This window comes from Sandarakinorhabdus sp. DWP1-3-1 (assembly GCF_049896705.1).
Lineage (GTDB): Bacteria > Pseudomonadota > Alphaproteobacteria > Sphingomonadales > Sphingomonadaceae > Sandarakinorhabdus.
The window spans coordinates 254,883-273,036 of record NZ_JAFCUV010000001.1 but is presented as its reverse complement, the minus strand read 5'-3'; the positions used below and the strand labels follow the sequence as shown (position 1 = coordinate 273,036).

Sequence of the window (18,154 nt, the reverse complement as noted above, 5' to 3'; positions counted from 1 at the left end):
AATGATTCACGCTGCAACCGTCCTTGCTGCCACCACAAACGTCCAATTTTCGAAACACGCTGCTCAACCCAGCCACCCTGCCAGCCGGTCCCAGAACCCGACCGAGGCAAGATCATTCCAGGTCAGCACCACCATGAGCGACATCAGTGCGGCGAACCCCGACATGAAAGCCCATTCCTGGACCTTCGCGCCGATCGGCTGCCGCCTGACGGCTTCGATCGCGTAAAGCAACAGATGCCCGCCGTCCAGCATGGGGATGGGGATGAGATTGATGAAGCCGAGGTTGATCGAGAAGAACGCCATGAAGGCGATGAAGGCGAGCACCCCCAGCGATGCCTGCTGGCCCGTCACCTGCCCGGTCTTGATCGGCCCGCCGAGATCGGACAGCTGGCGTTCGCCCATCACCACCTGGCGGATGGTGCGGGCGATGCTGCCGACGATGTCCCAGGTGTCCGACACGCCATAGGCCAGCGCGCGGAACGGCCCGACCTTTTCGACGACCTGTGCCGAGCGGGCGATGCCGAGCCGGCCGATCTTCGTCACATTGCCGAACCGGTCGGTCATCTCGACCATGCGCGGCGTCACCGTCAGCGCCAGCGGCGTACCACCGCGATCGATGGCCACCAGCAGCGGCTTGCCGGTGCCGGTCATCACCTGGTTGACGACATCCTCGAAGCGATCGACCGACTGCCCGTCGATGCTGGTGATGCGGTCGCCCTTGACGATGCCGGCCGCGGCCGCGGCGCTGCCCGGCATCACCTGCGAAACCACCGGCGGGGTAAACGGATGGCCGAGCGCGATGTAGAAGCCGGCAAGGATCAGGATGGCGAACAGGAAGTTGATCGCCGGGCCGGCGGCGACGATGATCGCCCGCTGCCACAGCGGCTTGAACACGAACAGGCCCTCGCGTTCATGCACCGGCAGCGCCATGATCTCCGGGCTGGGCTGGCTCGCCTCGTTCATGTCGCCGGTGAATTTTACGTAACCCCCGAGCGGGATGGCGTTGATCTTCCAGCGGGTGCCGCGGGAATCGTTGAAACCGAACAGCTCGCGCCCGAAACCGACGGCAAAGGCATCGATTTTCGTGTTGAACAGCCGGCCCGCCAGATAGTGGCCGCCCTCGTGGACCACGACCAGCACCGCCACCATCAGCACATAGCTGGCGAGCGTGAAGATCAGGCTCGGCTGGGGCAGCAGTTCGGTCATCGTGTACGCATCTCCACCTGGACTGTCGCCTCCGCCCGTGCCGCGCGGTCGATCTCGACGACTTCTTCGATCGACCCCACCGGCCCGGACGCTACCCGGGCGAGTGTTTCGGCCACGATTGTGTCGATATCGAGGAAGCCGACTTGCCCCGCGATGAACGCCGCCACCGCGACCTCGTTGGCGGCGTTGAGAATGCATGGCGCCGAGCCCTCGGCGCGCATCGCATCCCAGGCCAGTTGCAGGCAGGGAAAGCGCGCCAGGTCGGGCGCCTCGAACGACAGGTTGGCGATCTGCGCCAGGTCGAGGCGTGTGGCCGGCGTCGCGATGCGGTCGGGCCAGGCCATCGCATAGGCGATGGGGATGCGCATGTCGGGGCTGCCAAGCTGCGCCAGCACCGACCCGTCGACATATTCGACCATCGAATGCACCACCGATTGCGGGTGGATGATGACATCGAGCCGATCGAGCCCGACCGGGAACAGGTGATGCGCCTCGATCAGTTCCAGCCCCTTGTTCATCAGCGTCGCCGAATCGATCGAGATCTTGGCGCCCATCGACCACACCGGATGGTTGCAGGCGTCCTTGACCGTCACCTCTGCCAGCTCGGCGCGGCTGCGGGTGCGGAACGGCCCGCCGCTGCAGGTCAGGATGATCTTCGCCACCCGGTCGGGGCGGTCATGGTCGAAGACCTGGAACACGGCATTATGCTCGCTGTCGACGGGCAGCAGAACGGCGCCCGAGGCCTTTGCCGCCGCCGTGACCACCGGCCCGGCGCAGACCAGCGTCTCCTTGTTGGCGATGGCGATCGTCGCGCCGCGGTTGACCGCCGCCATCGTCGGCCCCAGCCCGGCCGCGCCGACGATCGCCGTCAGCACGATATCCCCCGGCCGCTGCGCCGCTTCGCACAGGGCCGCCGGGCCTGCGCCCGTCTCGATGCCGCTGCCGGACAGCGCCGCCTGCAACGCGCCATGCAGCGCCGCATCACCGATCGCGGCGAACCTTGCGCCCGACGCCCGCGCCGCCGCCGCCAGCCCGGCGACATCGCTGTTGGCGGTCAACGCCTCGACCTGCCAGCGCCCGGGATTGCGCGCGACGAGGTCGAGCGCCTGGCTGCCGACCGAACCGGTCGCGCCCAATATCGTCAATGTCCGTGTCATCCGGCCCAGCCTGTCGCCCAGAACACCGCCGCCGCCGCCACCGCCACCGGCACCAGCCCGTCGAGCCGATCCATGACGCCGCCATGCCCCGGCAGCAATGTCCCCGAATCCTTCACCCCGGCACGGCGCTTCAGCCAGCTTTCGAACAGGTCGCCGAGCACCGACAATACCGCCAGCCCGCCGGCCAGCCCCACGAACGTCCCCGCCATGATGCCGCCGCGCTGCGCCAGATACCAGGCCGCCAGCCCGCCGGCGACGACCATCGCGCCGACGATGCCGCCGATGGCACCCGACCAGGTCTTGTTGGGGCTGATCGCCGGCGCCAGCTTGGGCCCGCCCAGCGACCGGCCGGTGAAATAGGCAAGGATATCGGCAGCCCAGACGCAGACCATGACATAGATCGTCACCACCAGCCCGAGCGGCAGCCCGCGCAGCCAGATCATCGCGATTGCCGGCAGCCCGGCATAAAGCACCCCCAACGCCGCCGTCGTGCCGCTGCCACGCGTGAGCCCGCGCGCGAAGATGCCCAGCGCCGCGGCACCGCCGGCGAGCAGCAGCACCGCCTCGCCGACCGGCTCCAGCGCCATGACGAGGATGGTGCCGGCGAGCAACGCCAGACCGCCCAGCCGCACGCTCCTGTGCAGCCGGTGCATCACCGCCCATTCCATAAACATGACCAGCGTCGCTGCCGACACCAGCGCCGTGAACGCCATGCCGCCCAGCCACACCGCCGCCAATGCCACCGCGACCAGCACCAGGCCGGTCGCGACCCGCAGCATCAGTGGCTTCGCGCTAGCGCCCGCCAAAACGCCGCTCGCGGGTGGCGAATTCGGCCACGGCCCCGGCCAGCGCGGCACGATCGAAATCGGGCCACAGCGTGTCGGTGGCGACGAATTCGGCATAGGCCGATTGCCAGAGCAGGAAGTTCGACAGCCGCATCTCGCCCGAGGTTCGCAGCACCAGGTCGGGGGGCGGCAGCCCGGCGGTGTCGAGGCGGTCGGCCAGCGTGTCGATGGTGATCGCTGCCGGGTCGAGGGTGCCCGCCACGGCTTCGGCGGCCAGCGCCCGCGCCGCGCGCACCATCTCGTCCTGGCCGCCATAATTCAGCGCCATGATCAGCACCAGCTTCTCGTTGCCTGCGGTCAGCGTTCGCGCATCTTCGAGCAATTTCACAAGATCGGGCTTCAAGGCCTTCCAATCGCCGATGAAATCGAGCCGCACGCCATTCTTGTGCAGGTCCTTCACTTCCGACCGGATGTAATGGTTGAGCAGCCCCATCAGGTCCGACACCTCGTCGGCCGGCCGCTTCCAGTTCTCGGACGAAAAGGCGTAGAGCGTCAGCACCTCGATGCCCAGATCGGGTGCCGCCTCGACGACGCGGCGCACCGCCTCCACCCCGGCGCGATGGCCGGCGACGCGCGGCAACCGCCGCGCCTTGGCCCAGCGGCCGTTGCCGTCCATGATGATGGCGAGGTGGCGCAGGACATGCGCCTCGCCACCGCCGCGCGGAGAGGCGACGGCCAAGGTCACTTGCCGAGGATTTCCTTTTCCTTGGCGGTGGCCGCGGCATCGATATCGAGCATCGCCTTGTCGGTGATCTTCTGCACCTCGGCCTCGAACTTCTTCTGCTCGTCCTGGCTGATCTTGCCTTTCTTTTCAGCAGCTTTCAGCACTTCCATGCCATCGCGTCGCACGTTGCGCGCGGCGATCTTGGCCTTTTCGGCATAGGTCGAGGCGAGCTTGGCCATTTCCTTGCGGCGTTCCTCGGTCATGTCGGGGATCGGCAGGCGCAAAGTCTGGCCATCGACGATGGGGTTGAGGCCCAGCCCCGCCGAGCGGATCGCCTTGTCGACCGGCGTCACGTTCGACTTGTCCCAGACCTGGACGCTCAGCATCCGCGGCTCCGGCGCCGTCACCGTCGCCACCTGGCTGATCGGCATCGCCGAGCCATAGACCTCGACCGTCACCGGATCGAGCAGGCTGGTGTTGGCGCGGCCGGTCCTGAGACCGGCGAGATCATGCTTCAGCGCGTCGATGGCGCCGGTGGTGCGGCGCTCCAGGTCGGCCTTGAACGGGCCTGCTTCGAATTCAGCCATTGGCCATGTCCTCATTGGTGACGATGGTGGAGGTGCCCTCGCCGTTCAGCACCGCCGCCAGCGTGCCGGCCTCGCGGATGTTGAAGACGACGATCGGGATGTCGTTGTCGCGGCACATGGACACGGCACTTGCATCCATGACCTTCAGATTGTCCGCCAGAACCTTGGAAAAACTCAAGGTTTCATAGCGTTTCGCCGTCGGCACCAGCTTGGGGTCGGCGTCGTAGACTCCATCGACCGAGGTGCCCTTGAACAGCGCGTCGCAATTCATCTCGGCGGCGCGCAGCGCGGCACCGGTGTCGGTGGTGAAGAACGGGTTGCCGGTGCCGGCGGCAAAGATCACCACCCGGCCCTTTTCGATGTGCCGCTCGGCGCGGCGCCGGATATACGGCTCGCAGACAGACGGCATCGGGATCGCCGATTGCACCCGTGTCTCTATGCCGATATTTTCCAGTGCATTCTGCACGGCGAGCGCGTTCATCACCGTCGCCAGCATGCCCATGTAATCGGCGCTGCCACGGTCGAAGCCCTTGGCCGCCGCCGCCAGCCCGCGAAAGATGTTGCCGCCGCCGACGACGAGGCACAGCTCATAGCCGGCGTCATGGGCGGACTTGACCTCGCCGGCGATGCGCGCCGTCTCGGCCGGGTCAATGCCATATTGGCCCGACCCCATCAGCGCTTCGCCGGACAGTTTCAGAAGGATTCGCTTGAAGCCGGACCGTGGCATGGCGGTGTCGATACTCCTGATGGTCCGGAAAGGCCGTGCGCGGCACCCTAGTGGCGCCGGGCGCCAGTGCCAAGCCGAGTTGGCCGCCGCCGGACTCCCGGCGGCGGCCAAAGGTTCAGACGCCGGCCGCGGCTGCGACTTCGGCGGCGAAATCCTTTTCCTCGCGCTCGATGCCTTCACCGAGCTGCAGGCGGACAAAGCTGCTGATCGTGATCGGCGTGCCCGCCGCTTTCGCTGCAGCGCCGACGATATCGGCGACCTTGGACTTGCCGTCGATGACGAAAACCTGCGTCATCAACGAATTTTCCTGGGCGTATTTGCGCACGCCGCCCTCGATCATCTTCTCGATGATCTCGGCAGGCTTGCCCGAGGTCGCGGCCTTTTCACGCGCGATGGCGCGCTCGCGCTCCACCAGCGTCTGGTCGAGACCGGTCTCGTCGAGTGCCAGCGGATTGGCGGCGGCAATGTGCATGGCGATCTGCTTGCCGAGCGGCTCCAGCACATCGGCGGGCGCCGACGATTCGAGACCGACGAGCACGCCGATCTTGCCGAGGCCCGATGCGGTGGCGTTGTGGACATAGGACGTCACGACGCCTTCGTTGACTTCGACGATCGCGGCGCGGCGCAGCGACTGGTGCTCGCCGATGGTCGCGACATTGTGGGTCAGCTTGTCGTGCACGGTGCCGTCGCTTTCGGGATACGAAGCGGCGAGCAGGGTCGCGACGTCGCTGCCGAGCTGCGAGGCGATATCGGTGACGGTGCGCACGAAACCCTGGAAGGTCTCGTTCTTGGCGACGAAATCGGTTTCCGAATTGACTTCGACGACAGCGCCGCGCTTGCCGGCGACAGTGACGCCGATCAGGCCCTCGGCCGCGGTGCGACCGGCCTTCTTGGCGGCGGCGGCGAGGCCCTTGGTGCGCAGCCAGTCGACCGCGGCTTCCATGTCGCCGGCGGTCTCGTTCAGCGCCTTCTTGCAATCCATCATGCCGGCGCCGGTGCGGTCGCGCAGGTCCTTGACCATGCTCGCGGTGATATCGGCCATGTCGTGGGTCCCTTTTCTTGCGTGTCTGTGCGGCCGGCGAGCGGCCGTTGATTCGCGTCACCCCGGCGCAGGCCGGGGCCCATAACCCACAGGCTCGGCAACATGAGCACGAACGCGCCAACGTTCGTGGTTTATGGGCCCCGGCCTACGCCGGGGTGACAAGTTCAGGCGGCCGGCGATTCCGCAGCGGCCTCGTCGACGGCGGCTTCCATCGTCGTCACCGGTGCGGCTTCGACAACAGCTTCCGGCTCGGCGATCGCGAACTCGACGGGCGCGACGTCCTGCGCGCCAAGGTCCATGCCCTGGTCGGCGGCGCGGCCCTGGCGGGCCTCGATCACCGTGTCGGCGATGGCGTTGACATAGAGCAGGATGGCGCGGCTGGCGTCGTCATTGCCCGGCACCGGGAACGCGATGCCCGAAGGATCGGTGTTGGTGTCGAGGATGGCGACGACCGGAATACCGAGGACATTGGCTTCCTTGACCGCCAGCTCTTCCTTGTTGACGTCGATGATGAAGATGACGTCCGGAAGCCCGCCCATGTCGCGGATGCCGCCCAGCGACAGCTCGAACTTGTCGCGCTCGCGGGTCAGCTTCAGCACTTCCTTCTTGGTCAGGCCCTGGGTGTCACCCGAAAGCTGCTCCTCGAGCGTCTTGAACTTCTTGATCGAGCCCGAAATCGTCTTCCAGTTGGTCAGCATGCCGCCGAGCCAGCGATGGTTGACATAATGCTGGCCGCAGCGACGCGCGGCTTCGGCGATCGGGTCCTGCGCCTGGCGCTTGGTGCCGACGAACAGCACCTTGCCGCCGGCCTGGACCGTGCCGCGAACGAAATCGAGCGCGCGGGCGAACAGCGGCACGCTCTGCGACAGGTCGATGATGTGGACGCCGTTGCGATCACCGAAGATGTAGGGCTTCATCTTCGGATTCCAGCGGTGGGTCTGGTGGCCGAAGTGGGCGCCGGCTTCCAAAAGCTGCGCCATCGAGACGACGGGTGCCGCCATAGGTCTTCTCCTCTATCCGGTTGGTCCGCTGCAGGGGATGTTCGAGTTTCCTCGACACCGGATGGGTTGCCCCTGCATGGGGTTTCGGCACGATTGCCGGTGGCGGGCCATTAGCGGCGGGGGGCGTTCGGGTCAAGCCGTGTCGTTGCCGGTGCGGCAGCGCGGTGATAGCATGGCGCGGTCCGCAACGGAGAACCGCCCCATGACGTCACTGTCCGGTGCCCGGCCCGTTACCTTCATCATGACCGCCGATGCCGAGCGCTCGCGCGCCTTCTACGCCGGCACGCTGGCACTGCCGCTGGGCCCGCAGGACGATTTCGCCACCGTCTACGACCTCGGCGGGGCGACGTTGCGGGTGACGGAGATCGCCGGCTGGGAGGGCAGCCCGCACCCGGCGCTGGGCTGGCACGTCGCCGACATCGCCGCCGCCGCGACCGCGCTGCGCGCCAAGGGCGTCGACTTCACCATCTACGAAGGCTTCGGCCAAGACGAACTCGGCATCTGGACGGCGCCCGACGGCATCGCGAAAGTGGCGTGGTTCAGCGATCCCGACGGCAATGTGCTGAGCCTGGCGCAAGCCTGACTCGCCTCCCTGCGGGGACGGCCCTTACCGCGGCGCCACCCGTAGCAGCTTCCCGTTGCTGTCATCGGTCAGCAGGTACAGCGCCCCGTCCGGCCCCTGCACCACGTCGCGGATGCGCTCGGCACGATCGGTCAGCAACCGTTCCTCGCCGACAACGCGATCGTTCTTCAGCACCAGCCGCACCAGCGCCTTCGAGGACAGCCCACCGATGAAGACATCGCCGCGCCATTCCGGGAACAGCGACCCCGAATAGATCGTCATCCCCGACGGCGAGATCACCGGATCCCAATAATAGACCGGCTGCTCCAGCCCGGCCTTGGCGGTGATCGCCTGGCCGATCGGCGCGCCCGAATATTCCTCGCCATAGGTGATCGTCGGCCAGCCATAATCGGCGCCGCGCTTGACGAGGTTCAACTCATCGCCACCCTTGGGGCCCATCTCGACTTCCCACAGCCGGCCCTGGCCATCGAGCGCCGCCGACAGCACGTTCCGGTGACCCTTCGACCAGATGCCCGGCTGCGCGCCCGCCTCGCCGGCCCAGGGATTGTCCTTGGGCAGCGAGCCGTCGCGGTTGATCCGCACGATCTTGCCGAAATGGCTGTCGAGATTCTGCGCCTGCACGCGGCCTTCCATCACCGACCGCTCGCCCATCGTGACGAACATCGTGCCGTCGGCCGGGAACGCCAGCCGGCCACCGATATGCTTCGTCGAGGTGATCGTCGGCTGCATGCGGAACAGCACCTGCACATCGGTCATCGCCGGCGCCGCGGCGCTGCCGCCCAGCTTGCCGCGCGCCACGGCCAGGCCCAGGCCGCCCTCGCGCGGCTCGGCATAGGTCCAGTAGACATGGCCATCGCCCGGAGCCGCGACGCCCATCGTGCCGACCTGGTCCTGCGCCACCACCGGCGGCAGGCCGCTGATCGCCGCGGACTTCTTGCCGTCCTTGCCGATGATCACCATCGTGCCGGCGGCCTTTTCGGTGACCAGCATGCGGCCGTCGGGCAGGAACGCCAGGCCCCAGGGCTTGTTCAGCCCGGTGGCGATCTCGGTCACCACCGGCACCGTCTTGGTCGTCACCGTGGTCGCGCGGGTCTGGCCGGCAAAGGCCGGCTTGAATTCGGGAACATTGGGCGCGCCCTGGGCCACCGGCGCGGCGCAGGCGGAGGTCGAGATCAGCAGGGCGAAAAACAGGGTGCGCACGTAAGCTCCTTTGCAATGTTACCGCGAGTTAACGCTTCAAGCCGCAAAAGGTCCAATCGCACAGGCGGCGCATTGCCGCCGGCAGCCGCGCTCACGCCTTGAGGCGCGGCCGGCCGAGATAGTCGCGCTTGCCGATGGCGACGCCCTTGTGGCGCAGGATGTCGTAGAATGTCGTCGCGTGGAAAAAGAAGTTCGGCACGCTGAACGACAGCAGGAAATCCTCCGCCCGGAACGCCATCTCGAAGCCGGGGCCGGTGAAAACGACATCGCGCCCGATGAAGCTCTCGACTTCGGCGGCATCGAGCCCGGCCAGTTCGGCATCCGCAACCGCCAGCGTCTGCCGCAGGCTCTCGAAATCATCGCCGGCTCCCCCGAATTCGGGCGCCGCCTTCCCGGCGCGGGCGGCGGCAATGGCGCCGGCCGAATGATGCGCGATCTGCCTGACCTGATAGGACAGCGCCCCTATGTCGGCGATCAGCCTGGCCTCGATCAGATCGGCCGGGGTCAGGTCGTGCGCAGTGCAATGCGCCTCGGCCTTGTCGACAACGCGCTTCGCAGCACCGAGCAGTTGCCGAAACACCGGTACGGTCGCATCGTAAAGCGTGATCGGCATCGCAGATTCCCCCGGTGACGTCGTCAGTGCTGCGTCGCCGGCATCCGCACCACCAGGCCGTCGAGATCGGGCGACGCCTTGACCTGGCAGGCCAGCCGGCTGTTCGGCTGCAAGCCGTCGGCGAGGTCGAGCATGTCGATCTCCAGATCCGACTTCTCGCCGGTCTTCGCTTCCCACGCCGGGTCGATATAGATGTGGCAGGTCGCGCAGGCGGCATTGCCGCCGCAATCGCCGTCGATGCCGGGCACGCCGTTGCCCAGCGCGCCTTCCATCAGCGAGACGCCATCGGCGACCTGCACGGCGTGTTCGGTGCCGTTGAATTCGACATAGGTGATCGTTGCCATTGCTGGTCCTGCAGATAATCTGTTGAAATCAGGCCGGAATACGGACCATCAGCGACTTGTAGCCCTTGACGAACGCCGATGGCACCCGCTCCGGCTCCGCCACCACCTCGATGGTGTCGAAACGCTTGATGATCTCTTCCCACAGGATCTTCAGCTGCAGTTCGGCAAGGCGATTGCCGACACAGCGGTGGATGCCGAAGCCGAACGACATGTGCTGGCGGGCGCGCGGCCGGTCGATGATGAAGGCATCGGGGTTCTCGATCGCGCGCTCGTCGCGGTTGCCCGAGACATACCACATGATGACCTTGTCACCCTTGCGGATGTGCTGGCCGCCCAGGATGGTATCCTCCAGCGCGGTGCGGCGCATATGCGCCAGCGGCGTCTGGTAGCGGATGATCTCCGACACCATCGGCTCGATCAGCTCGGGGTTGGCACGCAGCTTGGCATATTCGGCCGGGTTCTTGTTGAGGAAATACAGCCCGCCGGTGATCGAATTGCGGGTCGTGTCGTTGCCGCCGACGATCAGCAGCACGAGATTGCCCATGAACTCCATCGGCGGCATGTTCCGCGTCGCCGGGTTGTGCGCCAGCATCGAGATCAGGTCGCCCTTCGGCTCCGGATCGTTCACCCGCTCGTTCCACAGCCCCATGAATTCCTGCAGCATGCCGAGCAGCACCGCCTGGCGCTCCTCCTTCTGCAGATTGCCGGGCACTTCGGGGTCGGCGGTGGCGATGTCGGACCAATAGGTCAGCTTGCGGCGATGTTCCTGCGGGAAATCGAACAGCGTCGCCAGCATCCGGCTGGTCAGCTCGATCGACACGCGGTCGACCCAGTCGAACACCTCGCCGCGCGGCAGGCCATCGAGGACTTCCTGCGTGCGCGAGCGGATCAGCCCCTCGAAATCGGCGAGATTCTGCCCCGACACGATCGGGTTGACGGCCTTCCGCTGCACATCATGCTTCGGCTGGTCCATGGCGATGAACATCGGCATGATGAAATCGCTGTCCATGTCGAACAGCGTGATGCCGCCCAGATGCGCATCCGACGAAAACACCTGATGGTTGGTATCGACCGCCATGATGTCGGCCCAGCGCGTCACCGACCAATAGCCGCGGTGGCGTTCCTTGTTGAGCGCGGTGAAATGAATCGGCGCCTCGTCGCGCAGCCGCTTGAAGAAGGTCCAGTGGGTGTCGGTTTCCCACCATAGCGGATCGGCGATATCGACCTCGTCGAGCGGCGCCGCCTGCAGATAGGCGGTCAGCGTCCCCGGCTGGTGATCGGCGAGCGTCGGGCGGATGCGCGGCGGCAACGGCCACATCGGCGGGGCTTCTTCACGCGACAGGGTATGCTGGCTTGCCATATCACTCTCCCACTGACGCCCTCGGCGCTCATTAATACGGTGCTACACTACGCAGCAATTAAGTGCCACTCATATTTTGCGACAATGGCGATTGTAGCAATCCCCGCCGATGCGCCATGGTGGCGGCAACAAGGGGGAACGGCATGGCCGACATCAGTGCATTGGTCGCCGAAATCGCCGCCCGCATGGCCGCCCTGCCCGACCGCGGCCGCGTCGCCGACTATATTCCCGAACTCGCCAAGGTCTCCGGCGACCATTTCGGCCTGGCGGTCATCACCGCCGACGGCACCGAACATGTTGCGGGCGACGCCGACACCTGCTTTTCGATCCAGTCGGTCAGCAAGGTGTTCGCGCTGGTCGAAGCGCTCGGCAGCTGCGGCGATCGCGTCTGGGATCGCGTCGGCCGCGAGCCATCGGGCAGCGCCTTCAACTCGATCATCCAGCTCGAGCTCGAACAGGGCCGGCCACGCAACCCGTTCATCAACGCCGGCGCCCTCGCCGTCACCGATCTCATCGCCAACCGCACCGACAGCGACGGCAGCGGCATCGGCGACATCCTGCGCCTGGTCCGCCGCCTTGCCGGCGACGACAGCATCGCCGTCGACGGCGCCGTCGCCTATTCGGAGGCCGCGACCGGTTTCCGCAACGCCGCGCTCGCCAACTACATGCGCGCCTTCGGCACCATCACCGGCCCGGTGGCGACGACGCTCGACGTCTATTTCCACCAATGCGCCATCGCCATGTCGTGCCGGCAACTGGCTCGCGCCGGGCGCTTCCTCGCCCATGGCGGCATCGATCCGGCCAGCGGCCAGGCCATCGTTCCCCCCGAACGCGCCCGCCGCATCAACGCCCTGATGCTGACCTGCGGGCATTACGACGCCTCGGGCGAATTCGCCTTTCGCGTCGGCCTGCCGGCAAAATCGGGCGTCGGCGGCGGCATCCTCGCCATCGCCCCGGGCCGTGCCAGCATCGCCGTCTGGTCGCCGGGCCTCAGCCCTCAGGGCAACAGCCTGCGCGGCACCCAGGCGCTCGAGGACCTCGCGCACGCCATGGGCTGGAGCGTGTTTAACCCCGATGTCTGACCCCGCAACGGTCATCGTGACACATTGCCGCCGCGCCGAACGCGCCTAAGTCCGTCCGATGGCACCACCCCCACCGATCCGCGGCCGCGCCGTCCCCAGCGGCCGACTGTCGCGCCTCGCCGCCTTCGGCAGCATGGCCGGCGGGGTCGCTGGCAGCGTCCTCGCCGGCGGCGCGCGCGAACTGGCGCAGGGCCGCCGCCCGACCGTCGCCGGCCTGCTGATGACCCCCGCCAACGCCACCCGCATCACCAGCCAGCTTGCCAATCTGCGCGGCGCCGCGATGAAGATGGGCCAGCTGATGTCGATGGGCGGCGCCGAGTTCCTGCCGCCGGAGCTGTCCGACATCCTCGCGCGGCTGCGCGCCGATGCCCAGCACATGCCGCCGAAACAGCTGGAATCGGTGCTGGATGCCAATTGGGGCCGCGGCTGGCGGGCGCGCTTTGCCCGTTTCGACGTCCGGCCGATCGCCGCCGCCTCCATCGGCCAGGTCCACCGCGCCCAGACCCGCGACGGCCGCGACCTCGCCATCAAGATCCAGTATCCCGGCGTGCGGCAGAGCATCGACAGCGATGTCGACAATGTCGCCACGCTGGTCCGCCTGTCGGGCCTCATTCCCGCCGCCATCGACCTGGCGCCGATGCTGGCGGAGGCCAAGCGTCAGCTCCACGAGGAAGCCGACTACGAACGCGAGGCCGAGTGCCTTGCCGAATTCGGCGCGTTGCTCGCCGGCGATGCCGATTTTACCGTCCCGGCGCTGCACGCGGACCTGACGACGCGCGACGTGCTGGCGATGTCCTACGTCCGCGGCGTCGCTGTGGAGAGCCTCGACGATGCGCCGCAAGCGACCCGCGACCGCATCATGACCTTGCTGGTCGGCCTGCTGCTCCGCGAACTCTTCGACTGGCAGGTCATGCAGACCGACCCGAATTTCGCCAATTACCGCTACGATCGCGAGGCCGACCGGCTGGTGCTGCTCGATTTCGGCGCCACCCGCCGCTTCGGGCCCGAAATCGCCGACCGCTACCGCCGCCTGCTGCAGGCCGGCCTCGCCGCCGACCAGGCCGCCGCGCGCCCGATGCTGCAAGCGGCGATGCAGGACATCGGTTTCTTCGGTCCCGACACACCGGCGCGCCACCAGGACAGCATCATCACCATGTTCGAACAGGGCATGGCGCCGCTGCGCAGCACGGGCCGCTTCGATTTCGTCATGGGCGAGATGCTCGACGACATGCGCGACCGTGGCCTCGACATCGCGAAGGACCGCGATTTCTGGCACATTCCGCCGATCGACACGCTGTTCCTGCAGCGGAAATTTGGCGGCATCTACCTGCTCGGCAACCGCCTGCGCGCGAATATCGACATGGCGGCCCTGCTGGCGCCGTATCGATAGCGCAGGAAGCACCCCCCATCCTCCTGTCACCCCGGCGAAGGCCGGGGCCCATGAACCACAAGCCACGGAGATATGGCGCCCTCGTACCAACGATCGTCGTCTACGGGCCCCGGCCTGCGCCCGGGTGACACGTGAGATGCGGGTCGGCGTTCCACATCACGCCACCTTGACAATTGTCACCATATCGGTTACTTCGGCAAGGGTTTTCGCTCTTTGACATCGCCGCCAACGACAACCCCTCGCAGCCCAAGATATATCTCGGCCTCCCGCGATCCCAACTCGGTGACTTTCGAGACTTTTGATGGATTTCGGCACCGCGGCGCCACGCTATGATCCCACGCCGACCAGGAGCGCCCCCATGCCCAGCCACCGCATCTACGCCATGAGCGTCGCCGCCGTGTACCCGGCCTATGTCGCCAAGGCCGAGAAGAAGGGTCGCAGCCGCGCCGAAGTCGACGAGATTTTCCGCTGGCTGACCGGCCACAGCCAGGCGACGTTCGAGGCCGCCCTTGCCGACAGGACCAGCTTCCACGATTTCTTCGCCTGGGCCCCGCAACTCAATCCGGCGCGGGACCTCGTCACCGGCACCATCTGCGGCGTCCGCATCGAAGCCATCGAGGAACCGCTGATGCGCGAAATCCGCATTCTCGACAAACTCGTCGACGAACTCGCCAAGGGCCGGCCGATGGCGAAAATCCTGCGCCAACAGCCTGCGTCAATGGTGTAGCCTTAGTGTAGCCTCAAGGTTACAACGTTGTTTTCATTGGGGTAAAACTACCCCACCAGCGCCAGTCGCGGCGGGTCCAGCACTTCCGATGCCACCCGCTCGGCGCCAAACGCCCGGGCCACCCGCGCCATCGTCTCGGCATCGAGCAGATAGTCGCGCCCCAGCGTCACCCGCGCCAGGCCGGCGGCAGTCGGCACCTCGGCAACCAGCTCGCCGCGGCCCTTGCCCCGCGCCTCCGCCACCAGCGCCGCCAGCTGCGGCACCTCGCCGGTTTCGGCGATGCCGACGACGATCCGCCCCCGCGCCCGCTTCGCCATCTCCGACAGCAAAGTGATCCCGCGCAGCGTCACCCGCGGCACATCCTCGCCTTCCCGCCACATCAGCTCGGCCTGGACCAGCACCGACGGGCTGTCGCCGGCGACAGCCTCCAGCCGGTTCTGCGCATCCTCGTCGAAACAGCTGGCGACATATTGCCCCGACCGGTCCGAAAGGTCGATCAGCAGGTAGCGATTGCCGCCACGACCGTTCTGGCCCGTCTGCGGCGTCCGCCAGCGGATGCCTTCGATCAGCCCGGCCATCACCACGCCCTGCCGGCCACCGCCCGCCGGCGCCGGCAGCGCCGCGACCTCGGCAAAGCTCCTGGCGCCCTGGGCATCGAGCACCGGTCGCCACGCCTCCACCGGATGCCCGGAGAAGTAAAATCCGAACGCCTCCTTTTCCTGCGCCATCGTCTCGGCGAGCGTCCAGGTCGCGTGCGGCACCAGCATCGCCAGCCCCTGGTCCGTGCTTTCCCCGAACAGCGCCGTCTGCGCCGATTCGCGCGCCGCCGCCGCTGCCTGCGCGGTGCCGAGGATCGCCTCGGCCAGCATGTGCACGCCGGCGCGATTGGGCTCGATGCCGTCGAAGCAGCCGGCGGCGATCAGGCTTTCCAGCTGCCGCTTGTTGAGCAGCTTGGGGTCCACCCGCTTCGAGAATTCGGGCAGCGAGGTATAGCCGGGGCCGCGGCCGGTGACGACGACCTCCATCGCCCGCTCGCCGACATTCTTCAACGCCGCCAGCGCATAGCGGACGACGAATTTCTCGCCGTGCTTCTCCACGGTGAAATCGGCCTGGGAGGCGTTGATGCACGGCGGCAGGATGGTCACGCCGCTGCGCCGCGCATCCTCCGAAAATGCCGCCAGTCGGTCGGTATTGTCGATGTCATAGGCCATCGACGCGGCATAGAATTCCTGCGGATAATGCGCCTTCAACCAGGCGGTCTGGTAGCTGACCAGCGCATAGGCCGCGGCGTGCGACTTGTTGAAACCATAGTTAGCGAACTTCAGCACCAGGTCGAAGATGGCGCTGGCGGTGTCCTTCTCGATGCCGTTCTTGGCGGCGCCGTCGGCAAAGCGCTCCTTCTGCGCCACCATCTCGGCATGGATCTTTTTGCCCATGGCGCGGCGCAGCAGGTCGGCTTCGCCAAGGCTATAGCCTGCCAGCGTCCGGGCGATCTGCATCACCTGTTCCTGGTAGACGATGATGCCATAGGTTTCGCGCAGGATCGGCTCCATCAGCGGATGCAGCAGCACGACTTCCTCGCGGCGATGCTTGCGCGCCGCAAAGCTCGGGATATTGTCCATCGGGCCCGGCCGGTAGAGCGCGCCGAGTGCGACGATATCGCCGAAGCAATCGGGCCGGACCTGGCCGAGCGCGCGGCGCATGCCCTCCGATTCGAACTGGAACACCCCGACCGTGTCGGCCCGCGCCAGCAGCGCGAACACCGCCGGATCGTCGAGCGGCAGCGTGTTCCAGTCGACGGCGATGCCGCGGTTGGCCAGCAGCTTGGCCGCCCTGTCGAGCACCGACAGCGTCTTCAGCCCGAGAAAGTCGAACTTGACCAGCCCGGCCTTTTCGACCGCCTTCATTTCGAACTGGGTGACCGGCATATCCGATCGCGGGTCGCGGTACAGCGGCACCAGCTGGCTGAGCGGCCGGTCGCCGATGACGACGCCGGCGGCATGGGTGGAGCTGTGCCGCGGCAGCCCCTCCAGCTGCAGCGCGATCTCGATCAGCCGCTTGACCTTGGGATCGCGGTCGCGCTCGGCGATGAATTCGGGCAGGCCGGGATAGCGGCGGCCGTCCTTGTCCTTGCCCTGCCCTAGCGTCCGCGCCAGCGTCCAGGGGTCGGTCGGGTGGCTCGGCACCATCTTCGCGAGCCGGTCGATCTGGCCATAGGGCATCTGCAGCACGCGGCCGACGTCCTTCAGCACGGCGCGCGCCTTCATCTTCCCGAAGGTAATGATCTGCGCGACCTGGTCCCGGCCATAGCGCTGCTGGACATATTTGATGACCTCGACGCGCCGCGTTTCGCAGAAATCGATATCGAAATCGGGCATCGACACGCGGTCGGGATTGAGGAAGCGTTCGAAGAGAAGCCCGTGTGCGAGCGGATCGAGATCGGTGATCGTCAGCGCCCAGGCGACGACCGAGCCGGCACCCGAGCCACGGCCGGGACCGACCGGGATGCCATGGTCCTTGGCCCAGGCGATGAAGTCGGCAACGATCAGGAAATAGCCCGGGAAGCCCATGGCGTTGATGACCCCGAGCTCGAAGGCCAACCGCTCGCGATAGGGCGTCGCCGCCTCGCCGCTGATGCCCAGCGTCGCCAGACGCTTGTCGAGGCCGGCTTCCGCTGCCGCAACCAGCGCCGGGTCCTCGCTCATGCCGTCGGTCGCCATGCGCGGCAGGATGGGCTTCCGTGACGGCGCCGCCACGGCGCAGCGCTGGGCGACGACGACGGTGTTGGCGATGGCTTCCGGCAGGTCGGCAAAGGCCTTGCGCATCTCGTCGGCGGATTTCAGCCGATGCTGGGGATTGGACCGGCGCCGCTCCTCGGCCTCGACATAGGCCGAATCGGCGATGCAGAGCAGCGCGTCATGGGCAATGTGCACGCGTTCATCGAGAAACTTGACCGGGTTGGTGGCGACGATCGGCAGGTCGTGCGCCGTCGCCAGCCGCAGCAGCCCGGCTTCCGACCGTTGCTCGATCGGCTCGCCCGACCGGCTGATCTCGACATAGAGCCGGCCGGGGAAGAGCCGCATCAGCGTCGTTGCATAATCCTCGTGCGGCTGGCCCTCGGCAAGCAGCCGCGCCAGCGCGCCATCGGCGCCGCCGGTCAGGCAGATCAGCCCCTCGGTCCGCCCGTCGAGGTCGCCGAGCTGGATATGCGGGTCCTCCGACGGGTCGCCGCCGAGATGCGCCTGGCTGACCAGCGCGATGAGGTTGGCATAGCCGGCAGCGTCCTGGGCATGCAGCACCAGCCAGTCGAACGCCGGCCGGGTCAGCGCCGTCCGCGATCCCGGCCGCTCGACAGCGACCATGGCGCCGATGATCGGCTGGACCCCGGCCTCCTTGGCGGCATAGGAAAAATCCATTGCCGCGAACATGTTGCCGCGATCGGCCAGCCCCGCCGCCGGGAACAGCCCGCGCCGACAGGCCTTGGCCAGGTCCTCGGGCTGGATCGCGCCCTCCAGCATCGAATAGGCCGATTGCAGGCGCAGATGGACAAAGCCGGCATGGGCGCTCGTTGAAAAAGGCTTCGGCGATCGCATGGACGGATGATGGGGCTTTCGGGCGATTCCGGA

At 67.0% G+C, this 18,154-nt stretch carries 17 protein-coding genes; 4 read left to right on the top strand and 13 right to left on the bottom strand.

Annotated features, from left to right (window positions below):
* Window positions 1–63: 63 nt before the first annotated feature.
* The 8 genes from rseP to rpsB form a co-directional block, all read right to left on the bottom strand.
* Window positions 64–1,206, bottom strand: a complete 1,143-nt coding sequence (gene rseP / locus ACP7AI_RS01270) for an RIP metalloprotease RseP (RefSeq protein WP_426163201.1) — start codon at window positions 1,204–1,206, stop codon at window positions 64–66.
* Window positions 1,203–2,363 (bottom strand): 1-deoxy-D-xylulose-5-phosphate reductoisomerase, encoded by a 1,161-nt coding sequence (locus ACP7AI_RS01265; RefSeq protein WP_426163199.1) that lies wholly within the window; start codon window positions 2,361–2,363, stop codon window positions 1,203–1,205. Before ACP7AI_RS01265 ends, rseP begins: the two co-directional genes overlap by 4 nt.
* The gene (locus ACP7AI_RS01260; protein WP_426163197.1) at window positions 2,360–3,142 is read right to left on the bottom strand and encodes a phosphatidate cytidylyltransferase; all 783 of its coding nucleotides are present in this window, start codon (window positions 3,140–3,142) and stop codon (window positions 2,360–2,362) included. Before ACP7AI_RS01260 ends, ACP7AI_RS01265 begins: the two co-directional genes overlap by 4 nt.
* 13 nt (window positions 3,143–3,155) lie before the next feature.
* Window positions 3,156–3,824 carry an isoprenyl transferase gene (locus ACP7AI_RS01255; protein WP_426166526.1) on the bottom strand — a complete coding sequence of 223 codons (669 nt, stop codon included), beginning with the start codon at window positions 3,822–3,824 and terminating at the stop codon, window positions 3,156–3,158.
* Window positions 3,825–3,889: 65 nt separating this feature from the next.
* A complete protein-coding gene (gene frr, locus ACP7AI_RS01250) occupies window positions 3,890–4,459 on the bottom strand; it encodes a ribosome recycling factor (RefSeq protein ID WP_426163195.1) in 570 nt (189 codons plus the stop codon).
* Complete coding sequence (gene pyrH / locus ACP7AI_RS01245) at window positions 4,452–5,186, bottom strand: UMP kinase (protein ID WP_426163192.1); 735 nt, start codon at window positions 5,184–5,186, stop codon at window positions 4,452–4,454. The genes frr and pyrH overlap by 8 nt, the downstream gene beginning before the upstream one ends.
* A 115-nt stretch (window positions 5,187–5,301) precedes the next feature.
* Window positions 5,302–6,228, bottom strand: coding sequence for a translation elongation factor Ts (gene tsf / locus ACP7AI_RS01240; RefSeq protein ID WP_426163190.1), 927 nt, complete (start codon window positions 6,226–6,228; stop codon window positions 5,302–5,304).
* Window positions 6,229–6,392: 164 nt separating this feature from the next.
* The gene (gene rpsB / locus ACP7AI_RS01235; RefSeq protein WP_426163187.1) at window positions 6,393–7,229 is read right to left on the bottom strand and encodes a 30S ribosomal protein S2; all 837 of its coding nucleotides are present in this window, start codon (window positions 7,227–7,229) and stop codon (window positions 6,393–6,395) included.
* 202 nt (window positions 7,230–7,431) lie between these two features.
* Between rpsB and ACP7AI_RS01230 the strand changes: the two genes are divergently transcribed.
* Window positions 7,432–7,812: a VOC family protein gene (locus ACP7AI_RS01230; protein ID WP_426163185.1), complete on the top strand. Its 381-nt coding sequence runs from the start codon at window positions 7,432–7,434 to the stop codon at window positions 7,810–7,812.
* 24 nt (window positions 7,813–7,836) lie between these two features.
* On the opposite strand, the gene ACP7AI_RS01225 is transcribed toward ACP7AI_RS01230, so the two are convergent.
* From ACP7AI_RS01225 to ACP7AI_RS01210, 4 genes are all read right to left on the bottom strand, one after another.
* Window positions 7,837–9,012 (bottom strand): PQQ-dependent sugar dehydrogenase, encoded by a 1,176-nt coding sequence (locus ACP7AI_RS01225; RefSeq protein WP_426163183.1) that lies wholly within the window; start codon window positions 9,010–9,012, stop codon window positions 7,837–7,839.
* Between the two features lie 91 nt (window positions 9,013–9,103).
* Window positions 9,104–9,625 (bottom strand): DUF1993 domain-containing protein, encoded by a 522-nt coding sequence (locus ACP7AI_RS01220; protein WP_426163181.1) that lies wholly within the window; start codon window positions 9,623–9,625, stop codon window positions 9,104–9,106.
* A gap of 23 nt (window positions 9,626–9,648) precedes the next feature.
* Window positions 9,649–9,969, bottom strand: a complete 321-nt coding sequence (locus ACP7AI_RS01215) for a 2Fe-2S iron-sulfur cluster-binding protein (RefSeq protein ID WP_426163179.1) — start codon at window positions 9,967–9,969, stop codon at window positions 9,649–9,651.
* 28 nt (window positions 9,970–9,997) lie between these two features.
* Window positions 9,998–11,329: a cytochrome P450 gene (locus ACP7AI_RS01210; protein ID WP_426163177.1), complete on the bottom strand. Its 1,332-nt coding sequence runs from the start codon at window positions 11,327–11,329 to the stop codon at window positions 9,998–10,000.
* Window positions 11,330–11,472: 143 nt separating this feature from the next.
* On the opposite strand from ACP7AI_RS01210, the gene ACP7AI_RS01205 reads away from it, so the two are divergent.
* The 3 genes from ACP7AI_RS01205 to ACP7AI_RS01195 all read left to right on the top strand — a co-directional run bounded on the left by ACP7AI_RS01205 (window position 11,473) and on the right by ACP7AI_RS01195 (window position 14,528).
* Window positions 11,473–12,411, top strand: coding sequence for a glutaminase (locus ACP7AI_RS01205; protein WP_426163174.1), 939 nt, complete (start codon window positions 11,473–11,475; stop codon window positions 12,409–12,411).
* Between the two features lie 58 nt (window positions 12,412–12,469).
* Entirely contained in the window at window positions 12,470–13,801 is a 1,332-nt protein-coding gene (locus ACP7AI_RS01200) for an ABC1 kinase family protein (RefSeq protein WP_426163172.1), read from the top strand.
* Between the two features lie 358 nt (window positions 13,802–14,159).
* Window positions 14,160–14,528 carry a DUF2200 domain-containing protein gene (locus ACP7AI_RS01195; RefSeq protein WP_426163170.1) on the top strand — a complete coding sequence of 123 codons (369 nt, stop codon included), beginning with the start codon at window positions 14,160–14,162 and terminating at the stop codon, window positions 14,526–14,528.
* 47 nt (window positions 14,529–14,575) lie between these two features.
* Here the strand turns inward: ACP7AI_RS01195 and dnaE are convergent, their stop codons facing one another.
* Window positions 14,576–18,121 (bottom strand): DNA polymerase III subunit alpha, encoded by a 3,546-nt coding sequence (dnaE, locus tag ACP7AI_RS01190; RefSeq protein ID WP_426163168.1) that lies wholly within the window; start codon window positions 18,119–18,121, stop codon window positions 14,576–14,578.
* Between the last annotated feature and the right edge of the window lie 33 nt (window positions 18,122–18,154).